Source organism: Kribbella sp. NBC_00359 (assembly GCF_036097425.1).
In the GTDB taxonomy this organism is placed as follows: domain Bacteria; phylum Actinomycetota; class Actinomycetes; order Propionibacteriales; family Kribbellaceae; genus Kribbella.
Genome location: NZ_CP107975.1, coordinates 1,288,188 through 1,306,001, shown reverse-complemented (window position 1 = coordinate 1,306,001; position 17,814 = coordinate 1,288,188). Strand labels below are relative to the sequence as shown.

Genomic DNA, 17,814 nt, shown 5'->3' with positions numbered 1-17,814 from the left:
CGACAATAGCCGGGATGGATGCCATCGGGAGGTACCGGCTGCAGGACAAGATCGGCGCGGGCGCGTTCGCCACCGTCTGGCGTGGGTACGACGACGACCTCGACGTGGACGTGGCCGTCAAGGTCCTCGCCGACAACTGGGCGTCGCGCGCCGACGTGCGGGAACGCTTCCTGTCCGAGGCGCGGCTGATGCGCCGGATCGCCAGCGACCGGGTGGTCCGGGTGTTCGACCTGGGCAAGCTCCCGGACGGCCGTCCGTACTTCGTGATGGACTACGTCGGCGGTGGCACGCTGGGCGATGTCCTGAGGCAGGGGCCGCTCGATGCCGTCGACGCGTTGTGGTGGGGAGCGGACCTGGCGCGGGCGGTCGCCGCGTTGCACAGCGAGGGCGTCGTCCACCGTGATGTCACCCCGGCGAACCTGCTGCTCCGGCCCAGCCAGGGCGACGAGTCCGGCGGCGGTACGCACCGCATAGTGCTCGCCGATCTCGGCCTGGCCAAGCGCGCCGCGGAGGCGTCCGGACTGACCCAGGCCGTCGGCACACCGTCGTACATGGCTCCTGAGCAGGGTCGCGGTGACGGTGGATTCGACGAGCGGGCGGACATCTACGCGGTCGGTGCGGTGACGTATGCGCTGCTCACCGGGCATCCGCCGTACTCCGCGGGTTCGATCGGGGATGTGCTCAACCGCGATCCGGACCTGCCGCCGCCGAGTTTGCGGCCGATGCTGCACGACGCGGTCGGTCAGCTCGACGACATCCTCACCCGGGCACTCGCGTACCGGGTCCCCGACCGCTGGGAGCGTGCCGACACGCTCGCCGAGCGGTTCGAGGCGGAGGCCTACCGGCTGGAGCAGGAAGCGCCGCTGCGCGCCGAGGAGCGGACGAGCATCACCGACGACGACCCCCCGACGACCGTCGCCACCGACCCGCCCGTACGCCGCCGGCGCCGCAACCGGGCCTGGTTCCTGCTTTCGCTGCCGGTGGTCTTCGTGGCAGCGAGCGTCGGCGGCTGGTTCCTGTTCGGTCGGTGAGACGGGGGAGCGGCCCTGACGAGGACGGCCGTCCGTTAGTAGGTGACGGTGATGCGCTGGGCGGTGGGGTCGATGTGGACCTGGCCGCCGTACGGGAGGACCTGCTGCGGGTCGGTGTGGCTGATGTCGAGGCCTTTGACCACGAGCGCGTTCGGGTTGTATTCGGCGAAGGCCCGGTCGACCGCGAGGTACTGACCGGTGATGTAGGCGACGGACTGCTCGGGCGTGCAGTGGTTCTCCAGCGACCAGGACTTCGGGCGGCCCCAGAGGACGGCGTCGAAGCGCTCGAGCAGGCCGCGTTCACCGAGATTGCGCAGGATCCGGTAGACCATCTCCGAGCCGGGCATCTCCTCGCTGGTCTCCAGGAACAGCACGCCGCCGTAGGAGTTCGTGGGCAGCATCCAGCGGTTGGCGGACAGTTGCCAGTCGAGGATCTCCAGGTTGCCGCCCCAGAGTTTCCCGCTGACTGGCTCCGTGCCCTGCCAGGTCCAGCCGGTGCCCGGGAACATCGGCGGCTCGGTCTCCAGGGTGGCCGCATCGGCCCAGTCGCGGTCGTGGTCGGTCCACTCCGCGGCCGGCGTCAGCTCGAACTCGCCGGGCGTGAAGAGCGCGGCCCGCAGCGACCGCTCGGAGTCGGGGTGCATCGCGCCGCCGCGGCCGAACTGGACCATCACGCTGCCGCCGTGAAAGGCCGGCAAGCCCAACGAGTACAGGAAGTTGAGCAGGTTCGTGTTGTCGCTGTACCCGAAGAACGGCTTCGGGTCCGCCTGGAACACCCCGGGATCGAGGTGCTTCAGCACAGTGAGCTGGTCGTCGCCGCCGATGGACGCGATCACGGCCCGGATCGACGGGTCCGACCAGGCCGCGTGCAGGTCGGCCGCCCGCGCCTGCGGGGACGCCCCGAGCACACGGGTCGTCGGATACTCGACCGGAATCAGGCCGAAGTCGTCGCGCAACCGCCGCAGGCCGAGCTCGTAGGGCCCCGGAAAGATCTCCGGCAGCCCACGGGACGGTGAGACGATCGCGACCTTGTCACCAGGCTGAACCATGCGGCGACTGTACGACGCTTCCGGCCCGGACGGGATCGATTTAGACGCCGATCGGGTGCCAGACCGTCTTCAGTTCCAGGTACTGCGTGAGGCGGGACAGGCCCGGGGATCCGGTCCAGTCCTCCTCGGCGGGGCGGCGCACCCGCTTGAGGTTGTCGGCGGCCGCGGCCTCCAGGTCGCGGGCCTCGTCCGGCTCCTCGATCCCGCACAGGTCGATCGCGTTGACGTCCATGTGCGACGCCAGCCACGGGCCGACCTCGGACGCGGAGCCGGTGAGGATGTTCACCACGCCGCCCGGTACGTCGGACGTCGCCATCACCTCGCCCAGCGTCACGGCCGGCAAGGGACGCGCGTACGACGAGACCGCGACGACCGTGTTGCCGGAGACGATCGCGGGCGCGATCACGCTGGTCAGGCCGAGCAGGCTGGAGTCCTGCGGCGCCAGCACCGCGACCACACCGGTTGCCTCGGGCAACGAGAAGTCGAAGTACGGGCCGGCCACCGGGTTGCTGGATCCGACCACCTGGGCCAGCTTGTCGGCCCAGCCGGCGTACCAGACCCAGCGGTCGATCGACGCGTCCACGACCGCGCGGGCCTTGCTGATCGACAGGCCCTCCGACGACGCCACCTCGGCACTGAACTGCTCGTGCCGTCCTTCCATCACCTCGGCGATCCGGTAGAGCACCTGGCCGCGGTTGTACGCCGTGCGCGCCGACCAGCCGCCGAACGCCTTGCGGGCCGCGACCACCGCGTCCCGGGCGTCCTTGCGGGAGGCCTGCGACGCGTTCGCCAGGAACTTGCCCTTGGCATCGTTCACGACGTACGACCGGCCGGACTCGCTGCGCGGGAACGCGCCGCCGACGTAGAGCTTGTAGGTCTTGCGCACCTCGAGCCTCGAATTGTCCTTAGTGGGCAAGATAGGCCTCCAGACCGTGGCGACCGCCCTCGCGGCCGTAGCCCGACTCCTTGTAGCCGCCGAACGGCGAGGTCGGGTCGAAGCGGTTGAACGTGTTGGCCCAGACCACGCCGGCGCGCAGCTGGTTGGCCATCCACAGGATCCGGGAGCCCTTGTCGGTCCAGACCCCGGCGGACAGCCCGAACGGCGTGTTGTTCGCCTTCTCCACGGCCTCGGCCGGGGTGCGGAAGGTGAGCACGGACAGCACCGGGCCGAAGATCTCCTCCCGGGCGATCCGGTGCGCCTGGGTCACGCCGGTGAACACGGTCGGCGGGAACCAGTAGCCCTGCGGCGGCAGCTCGCACTCCGGCGACCAGCGCTCGGCGCCCTCGTCCTCGCCGATCTGGGACAGCTCGCGGATCTTGGCCAGCTGGGCCGACGAGTTGATCGCGCCGATGTCGGTGTTCTTGTCCAGCGGGTCGCCGACGCGCAGCGTGCCCATCCGGCGCTTCAGCCGGGACAGCACCTCGTCGTACACGCTCTCCTGGACCAGCAGCCGCGAACCCGCGCAGCAGACGTGGCCCTGGTTGAAGAAGATGCCGTTGACGATGCCCTCGATGGTCTGGTCGATCGGCGCGTCCTCGAAGACGATGTTCGCCGCCTTGCCGCCGAGCTCGAGCGTGACCGCCTTGTCCGAGCCCGCGACCGCCTTGGCGATCGCCCGGCCGACCTCGGTCGACCCGGTGAACGCGACCTTGTCGACGCCCTCGTGCTCGACCAGGGCCTGACCGGTCCGGCCGGCGCCGGTGACGATGTTCACCACGCCCGGCGGCAGGTCCGCCTGCTGGCAGATCTCCGCGAATGCCAGTGCGGTCAGCGGCGTCGTCTCGGCCGGCTTCAGCACGACGGTGTTGCCGGCGGCCAGCGCCGGGGCGATCTTCCACGCCAGCATCAGCATCGGGAAGTTCCACGGGATCACCTGGCCCGCGACACCCCACGGCTGCGGGTCGTCGCCGGCCCCGGCGTACTCGAGCTTGTCCGCCCAGCCCGCGTAGTAGAAGAAGTGCGCGGCCACCAGCGGGATGTCGACGTCACGCGACTCGCGGATCGGCTTGCCGTTGTCCAGCGACTCCAGCACCGCCAGTTCCCGCGCGCGCTCCTGGATCAGCCGCGCGATCCGGAACAGGTACTTCGCCCGGTCCCGCCCGGCCATCGGGCCCCAGACCTTCTCGAACGCCTTGCGGGCCGCCTTCACCGCCTTGTCGACATCGGCCGGACCGGCCTCGCTGATCTCCGCGAGCACCTCCTCCGAGGACGGGCTGATCGACTTGAACGGCTTCCCGTCCGTCGCGTCGACGAACTGGCCGTTGATGAAGAGCCCGTACGACGACTTGATGTCGACGATGGCCCGCGATTCCGGGGCCGGTGCGTACTCGAATCTGCTCATGCCTCAGTCCAGCGTGAAGTAGTCGGGGCCGGGGTAGTGCCCGGTGGCCAGCTTGGTGCGTTGCATCAGCAGGTCGTTCAGCAGGCTGGACGCCCCGAAGCGGAACAGCTCCGGATCCAGCCAGTCCGGTCCGGCCGTCTCGTTGACCGTGACCAGGTACTTGATCGCGTCCTTAGCGGTCCGGATGCCGCCGGCCGGCTTGACGCCGATGTGCAGCCCGGTGGCCTCGTGGTAGTCGCGGACCGCCTCCAGCATCACCAGCGTCACCGGCAAGGTCGCCGCGGGGGACACCTTGCCGGTCGAGGTCTTGATGAAGTCCGCACCGGCCAGCATCGCCAGCCAGGACGCGCGCCGGACGTTGTCGTAGGTGACCAGCTCGCCGGTCTCCAGGATCACCTTCAGGTGCGCGTCGCCGGCCGCCTCGCGGATCGCGGCGATCTCGTCGAAGACCAGGGCGTACCGCCCGGACAGGAAGGCGCCGCGGTCGATCACCATGTCGACCTCGTCGGCGCCGGCCGCGACCGCGTCCTTGGTGTCCTGGATCTTGATCGGGAGGCTGGAACGCCCACTGGGGAAGGCGGTTGCGACACTCGCCACGTTGATCCCCGAGCCGCGCAGCTCGTGCTTGGCCGTGGCCACCAGGTCCGGGTACACACAGACCGCGGCGACCGGCGGCGCGGTCGGATCGGCCGGGTCGGGCCGTTTCGCCTTCGCGCACAGGGCCCGCACCTTGCCCGGGGTGTCCTGCCCCTCGAGGGTGGTCAGGTCGATCATCCGGATCGCCAGGTCGAGTGCGTAGGCCTTGGCGGTCGTCTTGATCGACCGGGTGCTCAGGGTGGCGGCCCTGGCCTCGGCGCCGACCTGGTCGACGCCCGGCAGGCCGAGCAGGAACCGGCGCAGCCGGTCCTCGGACGAGGTCACGTCGGCCAACGAGTCGACGCCGCTGTCGAGAGTGGTCACCCTGGGCAGTCTAGTGCTGTTCCAGACAGCCGGTTATTTTGTGCTGGTGAAGTCGAAGTCATCGGACACCGAGCGGTACCTGTCGACGTCGAACCGGATCACCGGGTTCCTGGTGGTCGGGATCGGCGCATTGGCGCTGATCGACATCGTGGTGGAGTGGCGGAGCGCCAGCGGTCTCCTGGTCGCCTGTGTGATCGGCATCCTGATGGTGCTCGCCTACGTCTTCCTGATCCGCCCGTCGGTCACCCTCAGCCCCGAGCACATCCTGCTGCGTAACCACCTGCGCGACTACGAGATCCCCTGGTCGAAGGTGACGGGGGTCGACGTCGCCGACATCCTGCGGGTGCACGCCGGCGACAACAAGTTCCGGGCTCCTGGCGTCGTACTCGTCATGCGTGACGTTCGCAAGCAACGGGTCGGCGGCGCGAGGCTCCCGGAAGACAGCTCGATCTCCCGTGCCGACTTCGTCGTCGACCGGATCGAGACCCACATGAGCCAGTACGGCGAACAGGCCGGCGGCGAGGTGGTCACCACCTGGGCCCGCCCGGAGTTGATCGCCATCGGAGTCCTCGCGGTCGTCGCCGTGGTGGCGGCGCTGCTGCGCTGATGCCGCTGCTGTCCCGCCGTGCGCTCCTCCGCACGGCAGCCGCCGCTGCCGTCACCGGCGCCGCAGCAGTCACCGCCCTGGAAACAGGAGCCCTCCCAGGCCGAGCCGGCATCCACAGAACCCTCGGCCTGACCGGCCCCGACGGCACAGTCCCGGACGTTCCGGCAGGACCGGTCGTGTCGGACACGTTCGCGTCCGCTGCTCGCCGTACGACGGTCGGCTACAGCGTCATCTATCCCCGCGGCCAGAGTCCGACGGCGGAGTTGCCGGTCGTACTCGTCTTGCACGGTCGTGGCGGCGACCATACGTCCGCGATCAACGACCTCGGCATCGACCGCTACCTGACCGCCGCCGTCCAGGCGGGTGCTCCGCCGTTCGCGCTGGCGACCGTGGACGGTGGGCAGGACAACTACTGGCACGCGCGGCTCACCGGGGACGACCCGATCGTCATGCTCGACCAGGAGTTGCTGCCGTTGCTGGCGAAGCGCGGACTACGCACCGAGCGATACGGCCTGCTCGGCTGGTCCATGGGCGGCTTCGGCGCCCTGCTGTTCGCCGCGCGCGACTTCTTCCAGCGAGAGGTTCCGGTGGATCGGACGGCGGTTGCGGTCGGTGCGCTGAGTCCGGCGCTCTGGCATCACTTCGGCGACGCTGCCCCGGGTGCGTTCGACGGGGCCGGCGACTTCGGCGACAACCAGGTTCTGGGTCACCCGGACGACTTCAAGAATGTTGCTGTGCGCATCGATTGTGGGCGGGACGATCCGTTCGCCGGGGCGGCTGAGGACCTGCGGGTGGAGTTGCGGGCGGCGGGTGGAGAGCAGGCGGGGGCGCACACCGCCGGTTACTGGCGGCGCATGCTTCCTGACCACTTGCGGTTTCTCGGCGGGGAACTTGCGGGGTGACGGGAACTGGCGCGAGATGTTCGGCGTCAGAGCCCTCGTCCAGCCCGGGAATGAACCCCTGTTCGCCCCAGGATGACTTCTGACAGTCCCTTCATCATCGAGAGTGGAGCTCATGTTCAACCTCTCCCGCACCACCTTGCGTGGCCTGGCCGGCGTCGCCGCGCTGGCCGGTTTCGCAGCTCTGGCGCTGCCGAACGCGCAGGCTGCGCCGGCCGCCACCGTCGCGACGCCCACCCCGGGCGACACGCCCGCCCAGGTGGTCGGTACGCCGCCGGCCGGTGACGCCCTCACGACGAAGTCCTCGACGACGAACATCGTGCGCTACAACCGGCTCTACAAGACCCCCGCGATCACGCCGTCGAAGTGCAAGGAGGTCAACGTCTCGCTCCGCACCCTGGCGGGCGTCCAGGCCTACGACACCCAGCTGTGGAACTGCATGTACGCGGCCTGGGCCGTCCCGCTGAAGGCGGCCGGTGCGGCCTACAAGGTGAAGCCGAAGCTGGTCGTCACCACCGCCACCAAGATCGCCACCCTCTGCGGCACGGTGAGCAACACGACCGGCTACTACTGCAGCGGCAACAACGGCGTCATCTACATCCCGGCGTCCCAGATCATCGCGCAGTGGAAGTCGAACCCGACCTACGCGCGGGCGTGGGCGACGCAGATGATGGCGCACGAGTACGGTCACCACGTCCAGTTCCTGACCGGCATCCTGAACGCCTCGTGGACGCGTCAGAACGCCTTCAGTACCAACGCCGCGCGGCTCGAGGAGAGCCGTCGCCGCGAGCTGCAGGCCTCCTGCCTGGGCGCGGCCTACATCGGCGCGAACAAGCGGTACTACCCGATGAGCGGTGGCCTGCTGGTGCAGTTCAACTACCTGGTCAGCCACATGGGCGACCAGCCGGGCGGCGTTCGTGACCACGGCTCGACGAAGAACCACGCGTTCTGGTCGACCGCCGGCTTCAACGCGAAGCACAGCTACACCGTCGCGGGCAACTGCAACACCTTCAACGCGAGCTCGGCGTACGTCGCCTGACCAGGCGCCCGTCCGCTGGTTCGTAACTCAGCCGCCCGGTGCGCGTTGGCGTACCGGGCGGCTGTTGCGTTTTGGAGACACCTGCACGATCTGCGATCGTGTGGTTACTTGTTTCGGGACGCACGCCGTAGAGTTTCCGAGTCGAGCGTCGAACGGCAGGAGTCAAGGACAGTGAACTACGACGAGTTCAACACCGAGTACGCGAAGGTGCTGGACAAGATCAAGAGCGGTCGGTGCAGCTGGTCGGAGCTGTCCGGTCACGTCACCCGCCTGCGCCAGGCGACTGCCGGGATCATCGTGCCGGTGGAGCGGACCCAGGTCGACCACGACCTGGCCGCGCTGGCCCAGATGGTCGACATGTCCCGGCGGACCAACGACAAGGAGGACGTCTGGACGGTCACGTCCGACGCGATCCGCAAGGCCAGCAGCCAGGAGGGTTCGGTCGCGGACCGGATCGCCCGGATCGAGGCGAGCATCAACGACATCTCCAACCTCGCCAACCGGAACCCGGACGAGCGGGACGCGCTGATGCAGTCGACCAGCACGCTGCGGATCCTGCACTCCTCGCTGCAGAGCTCGCTGCGCAGCGAGGAGGCCGAGGCCGCGGCGGCCGCCGCCCGCTGACCCACCGCGGGAGCCACCCGCCAGGTGCTCTCGTTCCTTCGAACGTCAGCCGCTGACCACGACGGCCAGCGGCTGGCGTTTCACGCGTTGTCAGATACCTGCCGCGGTGGCCAGGTCGGCCTTGATGCCGGCCAAGGCGACGGCCGCCTGGGTGCGCGCGGCGGCCACGTCGGTGGTGACCGGGACGACCACCTCCAGGTAGCACTTCAGCTTCGGCTCGGTGCCTGACGGCCGGACGACGACCCGGGCGCCATCCGACAGCGTGTACCGCAGTCCGTCGGTCGGGGGCAGTGACTCCGAGCCCTGGCCGAGATCGTCGATCCGCTCGACCGTGTAGGCGCCCAGCGACGCGGGCGCAGTGGCGCGGAGCCGGTCCATCGCGGTCTTGATCAGCGACAGGTCCTCGACCCGCGCGGACAGCTGGTCCGTCGCGTGCAGGCCGTACTTGACCGCGAGGTCGTCCAGCAGATCCTGTAACGTGCGCCCCTCGGACTTGGCCCGCGCGGCCAGTTGCAGGACGCGGACCAGTGTGGAGATCCCGTCCTTGTCCTTCACCGCGGCCGGGTCGACGCAGTACCCGAGCGCCTCCTCGTAGCCGAAGACGAGGTCCGGCACCCGCCCGATCCACTTGAACCCGGTCAGCGTCTCGACGTACCGCACGCCGTACGACGCCGCGATCTTGCCGAGCAGGGACGACGAGACGATCGAGCACGCGGCGACCCCGTCGGGCCGTGCGGACAGCAGGAACTCACCGAGCAGCGCGCCCAGCTCGTCCCCGCGCAGCATCCGCCAACCGGCCTCGGCCGAGGCATCGGGGATCGCGACCGCACACCGGTCGGCGTCCGGGTCGTTCGCGACGGCGATGTCCGCGTTCATCGACCGGGCCAGCTCGAGCGCCGCGTCGATCGCGCCCGGCTCCTCCGGGTTCGGGAAGGAGACGGTCGGGAAGTCCGGATCCGGGTCCGCCTGCGACGCCACCACCGCCGGTACGGCGAACCCCGCGCGAGCGACCGCGCCCTCGACCAGGAGCCGGCCGACCCCGTGCAGCGGCGTGTAGGCGACGCTCAGGTCCCGCGGCGCGTCCACCGGCACCAGCTCGGCGATCCGGTCCAGGTAGGCGTTCAGGAGGTCGTCGCCGGTTGTCTGCCAGTCCTTGCCGCGCGGCACCGAGTCCAGCGGGCCGACCCCCGCGATGGCGGCCGCGATCTCCGCGTCTGCGGGCGGGACGATCTGCGACCCGTCGCCCAGGTAAACCTTGTAGCCGTTGTCCTGCGGCGGATTGTGCGACGCCGTCACGACCACTCCGGCCACAGCCTTCAGATGCCTGATCCCGAAGGCGATCACCGGGGTCGGCGTCGGCCGGTCCAGCAGTACGGCGTCCAGCCCGGCGCCCCGGACCACGGCGGCCGTGTCCCGCGCAAACACGTCCGACTTGTGGCGGGCGTCGTACCCGATCAGGACCGGGCCGTTGGTGAGGCCCTTGCCCTTCAGATAGGCGCAGAGACCGGCGGCGGCGCGGATCACGACCACCCGGTTCATCCGGTTCGGTCCGGCGCCGACGGCACCGCGGAGTCCCGCCGTACCGAACTCGAGGGTGCCGGCGAACCGGTCGGCCAGCTCGGCGGTGTCACCGGCCTCCAGCAACTGCCGGAGCTCGGCGCGCGTGTCGGGGTCGGGATCTTCGCTCAGCCAGGCTTCGGCCGCAGTACGGAGGTCAACGGTCACCTCCGCACGATAGCTAATGACCTGACGATTGGCAGGGGCGCGCGCGGAGGTCGGCGACGTAGTCGTCCGGGGCGCCGGCAGCTTCGGCGGCCTCGGCGAGGATGCCGAGGTAGCGGGCCGACGGCAGGCCGCCCTCGTAGGCGTTCAGCACGTACATCCAGGCCAGCTGCTCGCCGTCGAGGGTCTGCACCCGGACCTGGATCTTGCTGTAGACGTCCTGGTCGATCCACTCCCACTCGTCCAGCCGCTCGACGTCCTTGGGGTGGACGTCGTACAGCGCGACGAAGACCTGGTTGGCCGGGTCGGAGGGGTCCTCGACGACGGTGGCCATGGCGCCCTCCCAGCCGAGCTCCTCGCCGCCGAAGGTGAGGCGCCAGCCGTGCAGCCAGCCGGTCCCGCGCAGGGGCGAGTACGGGCACCGCTCGGCCATCAGGTTCGGGTCCAGATTCGACGCAAACGCGGCGTACAGGGTCACGGAGACACAGGATACGGAAGAATGACCTCCCGTGGCGCGAGTTGTGATCATCGGAGGCGGTCCCGGCGGGTACGAAGCGGCCAGTGCGGCCGCCCAGCTCGGGGGCGAGGTGACGGTTGTCGATTCCGACGGGATCGGCGGATCCGCCGTGCTCACCGACTGCGTCCCGAGCAAGACCCTGATCGCCACCGCGGAGGTGATGACCGAGGTGGAGGAGGCCGGCGAGCTCGGCGTCAGAGTTACAGGCGACGGGGCCAGTGACAATGCAGACCCGGCGAACTCGGTGCGGGTCGATCTGTCCGTCGTCAACAAGCGCGTGAAGGCGCTGGCCACCGCCCAGTCGGAGGGCATCGAGCGCCGGCTGGACCGCGACAAGGTTCGGATCGTCAAGGGCCGCGGCCGGCTGGACGGGCCGGAGGCCGTGGTGGTCGGCGACGAGCGGCTGGACGCGGACGTGATCCTGATCGCCACCGGTGCAAGGCCGCGCATCCTCCAGGGTTCGGAGCCGGACGGCGAGCGGATCCTGACCTGGGAGCAGGTCTACGAGCTCGACGAGCTGCCCGAGCGGCTGATCGTGGTCGGCTCCGGCGTCACCGGCGCGGAGTTCGCCAGCGCGTACGACGCTCTCGGCAGCGACGTCGTCCTGGTCTCGTCGCGGGACCGGGTGCTCCCAGGCGAGGACGCCGACGCGGCGGCGGTCCTGGAGGATGTGTTCAAGCGGCGTGGCCTGACCGTGCTGAGCAAGTCCCGGGCCGAGTCGGTCAAGCGGCGGGGCGACGGCGTCGTGGTGACCCTGACCGACGGCCGGACGGTCGAGGGCTCGCATGCGCTGCTCGCGGTCGGATCGCTGCCGAACACCGACGACATGAATCTCGTCGAGTCGGGCGTGTCGCTGACCGAGGGCGGCTTCGTCCAGGTCGACCGGGTGTCCCGGACCACGGCCCGTGGCGTCTACTCGGCCGGCGACTGCACCGGCGTACTGATGCTCGCCTCGGTCGCGGCCATGCAGGGCCGGATCGCGATGGCCCACGCGCTCGGCGACGCGGTCACCCCGCTGGACCAGTCGACCGTGTCGGCGAACGTCTTCACCGCCCCGGAGATCGCCACCGTCGGCCTGACCCAGGCGGTGGTCGACGCCGGCGGCAGTACGGCGATGGTCGTGAAGGTGCCGCTCGCCGACAACGCCCGGGCCAAGATGCAGGGCGTCCGGGACGGTTTCGTGAAGCTGTTCTGCCTGCCCAACACCGGCATCGTGGTCGGCGGCGTGGTGGTCGCCCCGCGCGCCAGCGAACTCATCCACCCGATCTCGCTGGCCGTCGGCGCCCGCCTCACCGTGGACCAGGTCGCCCAGGCCTTCACCGTCTACCCGTCCGTCTCCGGCTCGGTCGCCGAGGCCGCCCGAAGGCTGCACCTCCGCTCATGAAGTTCCTGGTGCTCTGGCAGATGGAGCTGAGCCTGCTCTCCCCGGAGATGGCCCGGGCGGTCGGTGCCATGCCGGAGTACGGCGAGCGCCTCGAGCGGGAGGGGAAGGTGCTGGCGCGGTATCACGTGGTCGGATCGCATGGTGGTGCGTGGATCTACGAGGTGGACTCGCACGAGGAGTTCGAGCGCCTGCTCGGCCGGGCGCCGGTGTTCAACTTCGCCCGCTACACCGTGCATGCCCTCGCCGAGATGGATTCCGGGCGTCCGGGCGATTGACGCGGTCGCGGGGGCCGGTGGATCGTGGCTGCAGGGGGTAGCCCATGTTCGAGGATCGCAGCGAGGTCGCAGTCGACCGGCATCTGGTCGTCAGCCATCGGCTCCGTGCCCGCCGGCTACAACTCGGCCTGACCCAGAAGCAACTGGTCAGCCGACTGGCCCGCCGCGGCATCCGCACCACCAACAAGACCCTGTCCAGCTTCGAGCACGGCGCCGGTGTCGACGTGGTCCGGCTGCCCGAGCTCGCCGTCGCACTCGATTGCACGGTCACCTACCTGCTCGGCCTGACCGAGGATCCGGCCCGCTGGGAGCCCGACCGGTCCAGCCTGCCGGCCAACCGATCGGTGGCCCGGCCCGCCGTGCTGAACTCAGCGGGCGTCGTCGGCCAGCCGGACAGTCACTGGATTCTTGGCCCGGATATCCCCGCGCGCCCACCGCGCCGCTGACCCAACCGCTCGTTCACCAGCCGCAGGTGGTGGCCCGAATAGTGGCGTAGAGCAACCAACTGGGCCGGCGTCAGCCGGTCGCAGACCCAGCCCCAGTGCAGCGAGACCCAGTCGCCCGGGGCCAGCGGCTCGATCAGGTCGACGCCGTCGAAGCCGCGGATCGCGGTCTCCTGGCGTGGTGGACCGAGGAGGAGTCGCAACCCGTCCCACTCCAGCGGGCGCGACTCGACCACGACCTGCTCGCCGGTGTCCGCGACCACCTCTCCCCAGCGGATCCGGCACTGGTCGAGCACGCGCAGGGCTTGCGCCGTACTGCGTTCGTCGTCGAGCAGGTCTGCCCACGGGTACAGGCAGAACACCGCGAAGCTGTGATGCGGCAGGCCGCCACCGGCGTCGCCGGCCCGGTCGAGCAGCCGGTTGCCGATCCAGTACGCCTCGACCACCTCGCGGTCGAGCGGATCCGCCGTACCGGTGGCCGCGGCGATCAGGCGCAGTTGTGGCCAGGCGCCCTCGAACTGCTGCGCCAGTGCGCGGAAGCCGTTGTCCGCCCGGCCCAGGGCGCCGTACTCGAGCAGGGCGCCGGCGTCGGCGGGGCCGCAGTACCCGAGCCGGTTGGGCGCGAACGCGTACCGGACGAACAGCGCCGGTCCGGTCACAGCTCGGCCCCGAAGAACGCCAGCGCGTCGGCGGCCCGCTCCCGCGACATCCGCTCGAGCGCGAAGCCGCTGTGGATCAGCACGTACTCACCGGGGACGAACGGGCCGTCGAGCAGGGACAGGTTGATCTCCCGGACGACGCCCGCCACCTCGACCTGGCCGAGGTCCGCGCCTTCCGGGCAGTCGACCACCCGGCCCGGGATGCCCAGGCACATCGGACTACATGCCCCGCAACCGGCGGTAGCGGCGGACATCCTCGATCCCGTAGTACCCGACGGCGACGAGAATCACCACGACGACTGCCAACAGCATCCAGCGCATCACAACTTCCCCTCCGTCACGCCGACCGGCCCGTCAGCCGGTACGGCGACGTGTCCGGTGACCAGGTCGATCACCAGCTGTACCGCGGTCCCGACCGCGTCCTGCACGGACGGTGACAGCCCGATCCCGGCGTCGATGCTCGCCGGCTCGCACCCGACCACGACCACAGGTCCCACGGTGCCACCGAGTCGCGGTACAAGCGAGAGCACGGCGTCCGGACCGAGGTCGTGGGCGTCCATGCTCACCTCCGGCCCGGGCTCGGCAGCCGGCTCGGCAGCCGGCTCGGCCTCGATCTGGTACAACGTCCCCGGCGGGCCGCCCCGCTCGACCGCGTCGATCAGGACGACAAGGTCGTACGGCTCGAGCAGCTGGTAGGCCAGGTGGATGCCGCGGATCCCGAAGTCCCGCACCTCTACCCCGGCCGGCAGAGTCCGCCGGGCCAGCTCCTCGACGACCGAGACACCGAAGGCGTCGTCGCTGCAGAACACGTTGCCCAGTCCGGCCACGAGAATCGTCATCCTGCACCTACCAAGGGCTCGAGTTCGTCCGGGCTGAAGTACAGGTAGCGGCCGTGCGACCGCTGGACCTCGCCCTCCTCGCCGTCCAGCGCGACCGCGACGTGGGTCTCACCGTCGACGTCGGACAGTACGGCGACCACCGTGCCGAGGCGGCCGGTGAGGAACATGTCCTGGGCGTCCGCCCGCCGGATCCCGGGCCGCAGCCGCACCCGGGAACCGTTGCCAACGGCAACCCCGCCGACCAGCACCGTGTCCGTCTCCGGCGAGACCGTGCTGTCGTTGCCCGGATCCCACCACGGCGTGTCGGGCGGCGGTGGCTCCGGCTCGGTCACCTTGCGCAGGTAGCGGATCGTGCCGTGCAGCCGGTCCATCAGCTCCGGCGGCATCGAGTCGACCCGGGCCAGCAGTTCGGCCGCGCGCTGGTCGGTGCCGCGGACCTCGCGCTTCTCGTCGTCGGTCAGCGTCATCGCGCGCAGGCTGAGGATCTCGTCGATCTCGGTGGCGTCGAACAGATCGCCCTGACTCTCCGGCGCGATCCGCGGGTGGTCGTACAGGATGATCGGCGACGAAAGCAGCAGGTCGCCGGCCAGCACCGGGTACAGGCCGACGTTGTCGCAACCGGCCGCGTAGGCGGTGGCCCACTCGGGTGGTTCCAGCAGCGAGAGGAAGCGGCAACCCTCGGCGGCCACCAGGACGTGGTGGGCGATCAAGGCCTGCCGCAGCGCGCCGACGCGCTCCGAGCTGCTGTCCGGCGTGCTGTTCTCGACCCGGATCCGCAGCCGCGCGGCGCCGTACGGGCCGGGCAGCTGTGCGATGCTCAAGGCAACGATCCCGGTGACTGGCAACCGGGTCCGGCGGAGGAAGCCGGCCGTCCCGACGGCCTCGGTCTCGGTGCCGCCGGGGATCCGGAACGGCACCAGCTGCGGCAGCTCCGTCAGGTCCACCCGCAGATCGACGGTCCGCACCACGGCCTCGTCCCACGGCAGGTAGGTCGCCTCATCGGTCTGCAGCGAGGCGACCTCGACCTCGTCGGCATCGAGGACCGTACGGCGCTGTGCCTGCAGGAACCGTACGCGCACCGAGAGCACGGCCGCGTCGCCGTCGAGCAGGCACTCGGTCTGCGACCAGCCCCGCTCGGACGGATCCACCACGCAGTAGTCCGGCGGCATCAGCACGCCGAACTGCCAGCGCACCCGGTTCTTCCCGTCCGACGCGCGATAGGGATACAGCACATAGCCTTCGAACAACAACGCGTCCGCGATCTGCTGGACCGCGTCGAACCCGTTCATTCCAGCTGCTCCTTCAGCAGCCGCTCGATCGCGTCGTCCCAACCGGGCAACGCCTCCTGGACGCGGTAGCGGTACAAGCGGTCGAAAACGTCCTGCCGCAACCGCAACCACGCGGCACCGGGGAAGTGCTGGTCCATCGCGTCCCGCCACACCGCCACCGGCAGCTGGTACGTCGTCTCCTTCTGCCAGGCGACCGGCGTCACGGAGAGAGTGCCGGGACGGCCGGTGAAGATCGTCCCGTTGAACAACATCAGCAGCGGCACGCCGCCTTCGCGCACGGCGTACAGGTACTTGTTCGCGGCGACGTCGAAGTCGTAGCTGCAGGGCAGATTCAGGTCGACCTCGGTCGCGCCGGTGAAGCCCGGCACCATCTGGGTGACGAACGCCAGTTGCAGGGGCTTCAAGGTCTCGCCCCAGCGAGCGCGGTCGCCGAACAGATCCGCGAGCCCCTCGGCCTCCTCGTCGTTGTAGCGACGGCGGATCGGCTCGATCCTGATCTGGCAGCGCAACGCCAGCGCGTGCACCGGCGTACCGGTCGTCTCCTCGATCCGCAGCCGCATCCGGATGGCCGGGGTGGCCGCGTACCGGTCGGCCTCCGCGCCGGTGCAGGTGAAGTCCAGGTCAACCACGGCTGCGCTCCTGGATCCGCGCGAAGAAGTCGTCGATCCGCTGCCAGACGTCCTCGCCGCCGGCGAAGCCCTCCCAGTACTGGCGCACGAGCCCGACCAGCTCGTAGCAGGCGTCGATCGGGACCAGGTAGCACGCGAACCCGTCGTCCAGCCGGCGCAACAGTACGGCCTCGACATCCGGGACGAGCTCCTGCAGCCGGGGATCGCCGGCCACGACCTCGTCCCAGCCGGCCAGGTCGAGCAGCGACTCGGTGGCACCCCCGGGGCTCGGGTAGAAGGCGACGTACCGGGACTGATCGGACTGGTAGAAGAGGAAGGCCAAGTTCACCGGGAACCCCATCGCGTCCCACTGAGCCGGGGACAGCGTGAAGTCCGGGTTGGACTGGTAGCGATCCGGGACCGCGCGGTAGTGCCCGTGCGACGCGCCGCCCTCGGTGAACAATAGGTAGCAGGCGCGGCAGGTGCACAGCAGCCGGTGCCCCGGCACGTCGGCCAGATGCGAGTGCTCAGGTCCGATCGGTACGGCGCACATCTCGCACTGCTCACCCGGCGCGGCCTGCTCGCGCACCCCACCGGTGAACTCACGGAGCACCGCGACCGGATCGACAGTCGGCCGCTGCTTCTTCTGCGCGAGTGATCGCAGCGTCGGCGACGGTCTCACGCCGGCTGCACCCCCGGGATCGCGACCTTCCAGCCCGCGCCTTCCGGCAGCAGCGGCAGCGCTTCGAGTGGCGGCGCCCCCTCAGGTGCGAGCGCCCGCCCGGCCAGGCGTACGTCGTACTCGGCGGTGCAGCGTGGACAGGTGAGCCGGTCGCCGTCCAACTCCCCGTGGTGCAGGGCGGACGAACACATCGGGCAATTGTTGCGGTAGGCAAAGAATGTGCCGGCCAGGTTGGCCACCAGCACGTCGAGTCCACCGACGGACAGATGCTGGACCTGGTCGAGGGGTGGGACCAGGTCCAGCTGGTGCCAGCCGTCCCGGTGGGGGCGGAACGGCTCGATGGTCAGGAGGCTCTGCTTCTCCTTGACCATGCCCGCGACGTCGACCGCGACGGCCTCCGGCGCGGCGTCCAGGACGGCGTTCTCGACCGTCAGCCGGACGGTGGCGGTCGAACCCGGGCAGCCGTCACAGCTGCCCTGCAGGCTCAGATGGACGACGCCGTCGTCGTCGATGCCGAGGTAGTCGATGCCGCCGGCATGCGAGCCGAGGTACGGCCGGACGGAGTCAAGCGCGCCCTGGATCCGGGTCGCGACGTCGTCGGGGTGGAGGTCGTGCAGCAACAGCAGCCCGGCGACCAGGTCGTCCCCGACCAACTGCCGAACCTGCGGCTCGTCAAGCAGGTTCAGCAGTTGTTCGAGGCCGGCGCCGTGCAATGCGAGCACCGCGCGGACCAGTTCCTCCACCTTCGCGGCCAGGGCGGGATCGGCGCGCCGCTGGACCTCGTCCAGCAGGACGTCGATCCGTTCACTCAGCTCCTGGACGTCGTGCCGGTCCATATCAGCTCC

21 protein-coding genes are annotated in these 17,814 nt (G+C 70.0%); 8 read left to right on the top strand and 13 right to left on the bottom strand.

Annotated elements, in window-relative coordinates; translation table 11 throughout:
- Window positions 1-14 precede the first annotated feature (14 nt).
- Window positions 15-1,031, top strand: coding sequence for a serine/threonine-protein kinase (locus OG876_RS06270; protein WP_328523813.1), 1,017 nt, complete (start codon window positions 15-17; stop codon window positions 1,029-1,031).
- Between the two features lie 35 nt (window positions 1,032-1,066).
- Here the strand turns inward: OG876_RS06270 and OG876_RS06265 are convergent, their stop codons facing one another.
- From OG876_RS06265 to deoC, 4 genes are read right to left on the bottom strand one after another with little or no spacing between them, the layout of a single operon-like run.
- A complete protein-coding gene (locus OG876_RS06265; protein ID WP_328523812.1) occupies window positions 1,067-2,080 on the bottom strand; it encodes a S66 family peptidase in 1,014 nt (337 codons plus the stop codon).
- A gap of 40 nt (window positions 2,081-2,120) precedes the next feature.
- Window positions 2,121-2,996 (bottom strand): aldehyde dehydrogenase family protein, encoded by an 876-nt coding sequence (locus OG876_RS06260; protein WP_328523811.1) that lies wholly within the window; start codon window positions 2,994-2,996, stop codon window positions 2,121-2,123.
- The gene (locus OG876_RS06255; RefSeq protein ID WP_328523810.1) at window positions 2,986-4,422 is read right to left on the bottom strand and encodes an aldehyde dehydrogenase family protein; all 1,437 of its coding nucleotides are present in this window, start codon (window positions 4,420-4,422) and stop codon (window positions 2,986-2,988) included. The genes OG876_RS06260 and OG876_RS06255 overlap by 11 nt, the downstream gene beginning before the upstream one ends.
- 3 nt (window positions 4,423-4,425) lie before the next feature.
- The gene (gene deoC / locus OG876_RS06250) at window positions 4,426-5,382 is read right to left on the bottom strand and encodes a deoxyribose-phosphate aldolase (RefSeq protein ID WP_328523809.1); all 957 of its coding nucleotides are present in this window, start codon (window positions 5,380-5,382) and stop codon (window positions 4,426-4,428) included.
- Between the two features lie 46 nt (window positions 5,383-5,428).
- Here deoC and OG876_RS06245 point away from each other — a divergent pair, with 46 nt between their 5' ends.
- The 4 genes from OG876_RS06245 to OG876_RS06230 all read left to right on the top strand — a co-directional run bounded on the left by OG876_RS06245 (window position 5,429) and on the right by OG876_RS06230 (window position 8,551).
- Window positions 5,429-5,989 carry a PH domain-containing protein gene (locus OG876_RS06245; protein WP_328523808.1) on the top strand — a complete coding sequence of 187 codons (561 nt, stop codon included), beginning with the start codon at window positions 5,429-5,431 and terminating at the stop codon, window positions 5,987-5,989.
- Window positions 5,989-6,891 carry an alpha/beta hydrolase gene (locus tag OG876_RS06240; RefSeq protein ID WP_328523807.1) on the top strand — a complete coding sequence of 301 codons (903 nt, stop codon included), beginning with the start codon at window positions 5,989-5,991 and terminating at the stop codon, window positions 6,889-6,891. The genes OG876_RS06245 and OG876_RS06240 overlap by 1 nt, the downstream gene beginning before the upstream one ends.
- Window positions 6,892-7,003: 112 nt before the next feature.
- Window positions 7,004-7,927, top strand: a complete 924-nt coding sequence (locus tag OG876_RS06235) for a neutral zinc metallopeptidase (protein ID WP_328523806.1) — start codon at window positions 7,004-7,006, stop codon at window positions 7,925-7,927.
- A 171-nt stretch (window positions 7,928-8,098) separates the two neighbouring features.
- On the top strand, window positions 8,099-8,551 hold the full coding sequence (locus tag OG876_RS06230; RefSeq protein ID WP_328523805.1) for a hypothetical protein: 453 nt from the start codon (window positions 8,099-8,101) through the stop codon (window positions 8,549-8,551).
- A 90-nt stretch (window positions 8,552-8,641) separates the two neighbouring features.
- Here OG876_RS06230 and OG876_RS06225 read toward each other — a convergent pair whose 3' ends face one another.
- Window positions 8,642-10,276, bottom strand: coding sequence for a phospho-sugar mutase (locus tag OG876_RS06225; RefSeq protein ID WP_328523804.1), 1,635 nt, complete (start codon window positions 10,274-10,276; stop codon window positions 8,642-8,644).
- Between the two features lie 13 nt (window positions 10,277-10,289).
- Window positions 10,290-10,751 carry a gamma-glutamylcyclotransferase gene (locus OG876_RS06220; protein ID WP_328523803.1) on the bottom strand — a complete coding sequence of 154 codons (462 nt, stop codon included), beginning with the start codon at window positions 10,749-10,751 and terminating at the stop codon, window positions 10,290-10,292.
- Between the two features lie 31 nt (window positions 10,752-10,782).
- On the opposite strand from OG876_RS06220, the gene OG876_RS06215 reads away from it, so the two are divergent.
- Genes OG876_RS06215 through OG876_RS06205 form a run of 3 tightly spaced genes read left to right on the top strand, consistent with a single transcriptional unit; the run spans window position 10,783 to window position 12,895 of the window.
- A complete protein-coding gene (locus tag OG876_RS06215) occupies window positions 10,783-12,174 on the top strand; it encodes an NAD(P)H-quinone dehydrogenase (protein ID WP_328523802.1) in 1,392 nt (463 codons plus the stop codon).
- A complete protein-coding gene (locus OG876_RS06210; protein WP_134123154.1) occupies window positions 12,171-12,449 on the top strand; it encodes a muconolactone Delta-isomerase family protein in 279 nt (92 codons plus the stop codon). Before OG876_RS06215 ends, OG876_RS06210 begins: the two co-directional genes overlap by 4 nt.
- Before the next feature lie 44 nt (window positions 12,450-12,493).
- Window positions 12,494-12,895 carry a helix-turn-helix domain-containing protein gene (locus OG876_RS06205; protein WP_328523801.1) on the top strand — a complete coding sequence of 134 codons (402 nt, stop codon included), beginning with the start codon at window positions 12,494-12,496 and terminating at the stop codon, window positions 12,893-12,895.
- Here OG876_RS06205 and OG876_RS06200 read toward each other — a convergent pair.
- From OG876_RS06200 to OG876_RS06170, 7 genes are all read right to left on the bottom strand, one after another.
- Window positions 12,847-13,551, bottom strand: coding sequence for a DUF6390 family protein (locus OG876_RS06200; RefSeq protein WP_328523800.1), 705 nt, complete (start codon window positions 13,549-13,551; stop codon window positions 12,847-12,849). The two genes, OG876_RS06205 and OG876_RS06200, sit on opposite strands and share 49 nt — an antisense overlap.
- Entirely contained in the window at window positions 13,548-13,766 is a 219-nt protein-coding gene (locus OG876_RS06195) for a HypC/HybG/HupF family hydrogenase formation chaperone (protein ID WP_328523799.1), read from the bottom strand. Before OG876_RS06195 ends, OG876_RS06200 begins: the two co-directional genes overlap by 4 nt.
- 105 nt (window positions 13,767-13,871) lie before the next feature.
- Window positions 13,872-14,390, bottom strand: a complete 519-nt coding sequence (locus OG876_RS06190; protein ID WP_328523798.1) for a hydrogenase maturation protease — start codon at window positions 14,388-14,390, stop codon at window positions 13,872-13,874.
- On the bottom strand, window positions 14,387-15,679 hold the full coding sequence (locus tag OG876_RS06185) for a hypothetical protein (protein ID WP_328523797.1): 1,293 nt from the start codon (window positions 15,677-15,679) through the stop codon (window positions 14,387-14,389). Before OG876_RS06185 ends, OG876_RS06190 begins: the two co-directional genes overlap by 4 nt.
- Complete coding sequence (locus OG876_RS06180) at window positions 15,676-16,308, bottom strand: DUF6084 family protein (RefSeq protein ID WP_328523796.1); 633 nt, start codon at window positions 16,306-16,308, stop codon at window positions 15,676-15,678. The genes OG876_RS06185 and OG876_RS06180 overlap by 4 nt, the downstream gene beginning before the upstream one ends.
- On the bottom strand, window positions 16,301-16,969 hold the full coding sequence (locus OG876_RS06175; RefSeq protein WP_328523795.1) for a DUF5947 family protein: 669 nt from the start codon (window positions 16,967-16,969) through the stop codon (window positions 16,301-16,303). The genes OG876_RS06180 and OG876_RS06175 overlap by 8 nt, the downstream gene beginning before the upstream one ends.
- Window positions 16,966-17,805, bottom strand: a complete 840-nt coding sequence (locus OG876_RS06170) for a NifU family protein (protein ID WP_328523794.1) — start codon at window positions 17,803-17,805, stop codon at window positions 16,966-16,968. Before OG876_RS06170 ends, OG876_RS06175 begins: the two co-directional genes overlap by 4 nt.
- Window positions 17,806-17,814 lie beyond the last annotated feature (9 nt).

What these genes read in the sequence shown, in the direction of transcription:
- OG876_RS06270 (WP_328523813.1), top strand. Translation starts at nt 15, where the DNA reads ATGGATGCCATCGGGAGGTACCGGCTGCAGGACAAGATCGGCGCGGGC.
- OG876_RS06210 (WP_134123154.1), top strand. Translation starts at nt 12,171, where the DNA reads ATGAAGTTCCTGGTGCTCTGGCAGATGGAGCTGAGCCTGCTCTCCCCG.
- OG876_RS06195 (WP_328523799.1), bottom strand. Translation starts at nt 13,766, where the DNA reads ATGTGCCTGGGCATCCCGGGCCGGGTGGTCGACTGCCCGGAAGGCGCG.
- OG876_RS06240 (WP_328523807.1), top strand. Translation starts at nt 5,989, where the DNA reads ATGCCGCTGCTGTCCCGCCGTGCGCTCCTCCGCACGGCAGCCGCCGCT.
- OG876_RS06190 (WP_328523798.1), bottom strand. Translation starts at nt 14,390, where the DNA reads ATGACGATTCTCGTGGCCGGACTGGGCAACGTGTTCTGCAGCGACGAC.
- OG876_RS06205 (WP_328523801.1), top strand. Translation starts at nt 12,494, where the DNA reads ATGTTCGAGGATCGCAGCGAGGTCGCAGTCGACCGGCATCTGGTCGTC.
- OG876_RS06185 (WP_328523797.1), bottom strand. Translation starts at nt 15,679, where the DNA reads ATGAACGGGTTCGACGCGGTCCAGCAGATCGCGGACGCGTTGTTGTTC.
- OG876_RS06265 (WP_328523812.1), bottom strand. Translation starts at nt 2,080, where the DNA reads ATGGTTCAGCCTGGTGACAAGGTCGCGATCGTCTCACCGTCCCGTGGG.
- OG876_RS06235 (WP_328523806.1), top strand. Translation starts at nt 7,004, where the DNA reads ATGTTCAACCTCTCCCGCACCACCTTGCGTGGCCTGGCCGGCGTCGCC.
- OG876_RS06255 (WP_328523810.1), bottom strand. Translation starts at nt 4,422, where the DNA reads ATGAGCAGATTCGAGTACGCACCGGCCCCGGAATCGCGGGCCATCGTC.
- OG876_RS06170 (WP_328523794.1), bottom strand. Translation starts at nt 17,805, where the DNA reads ATGGACCGGCACGACGTCCAGGAGCTGAGTGAACGGATCGACGTCCTG.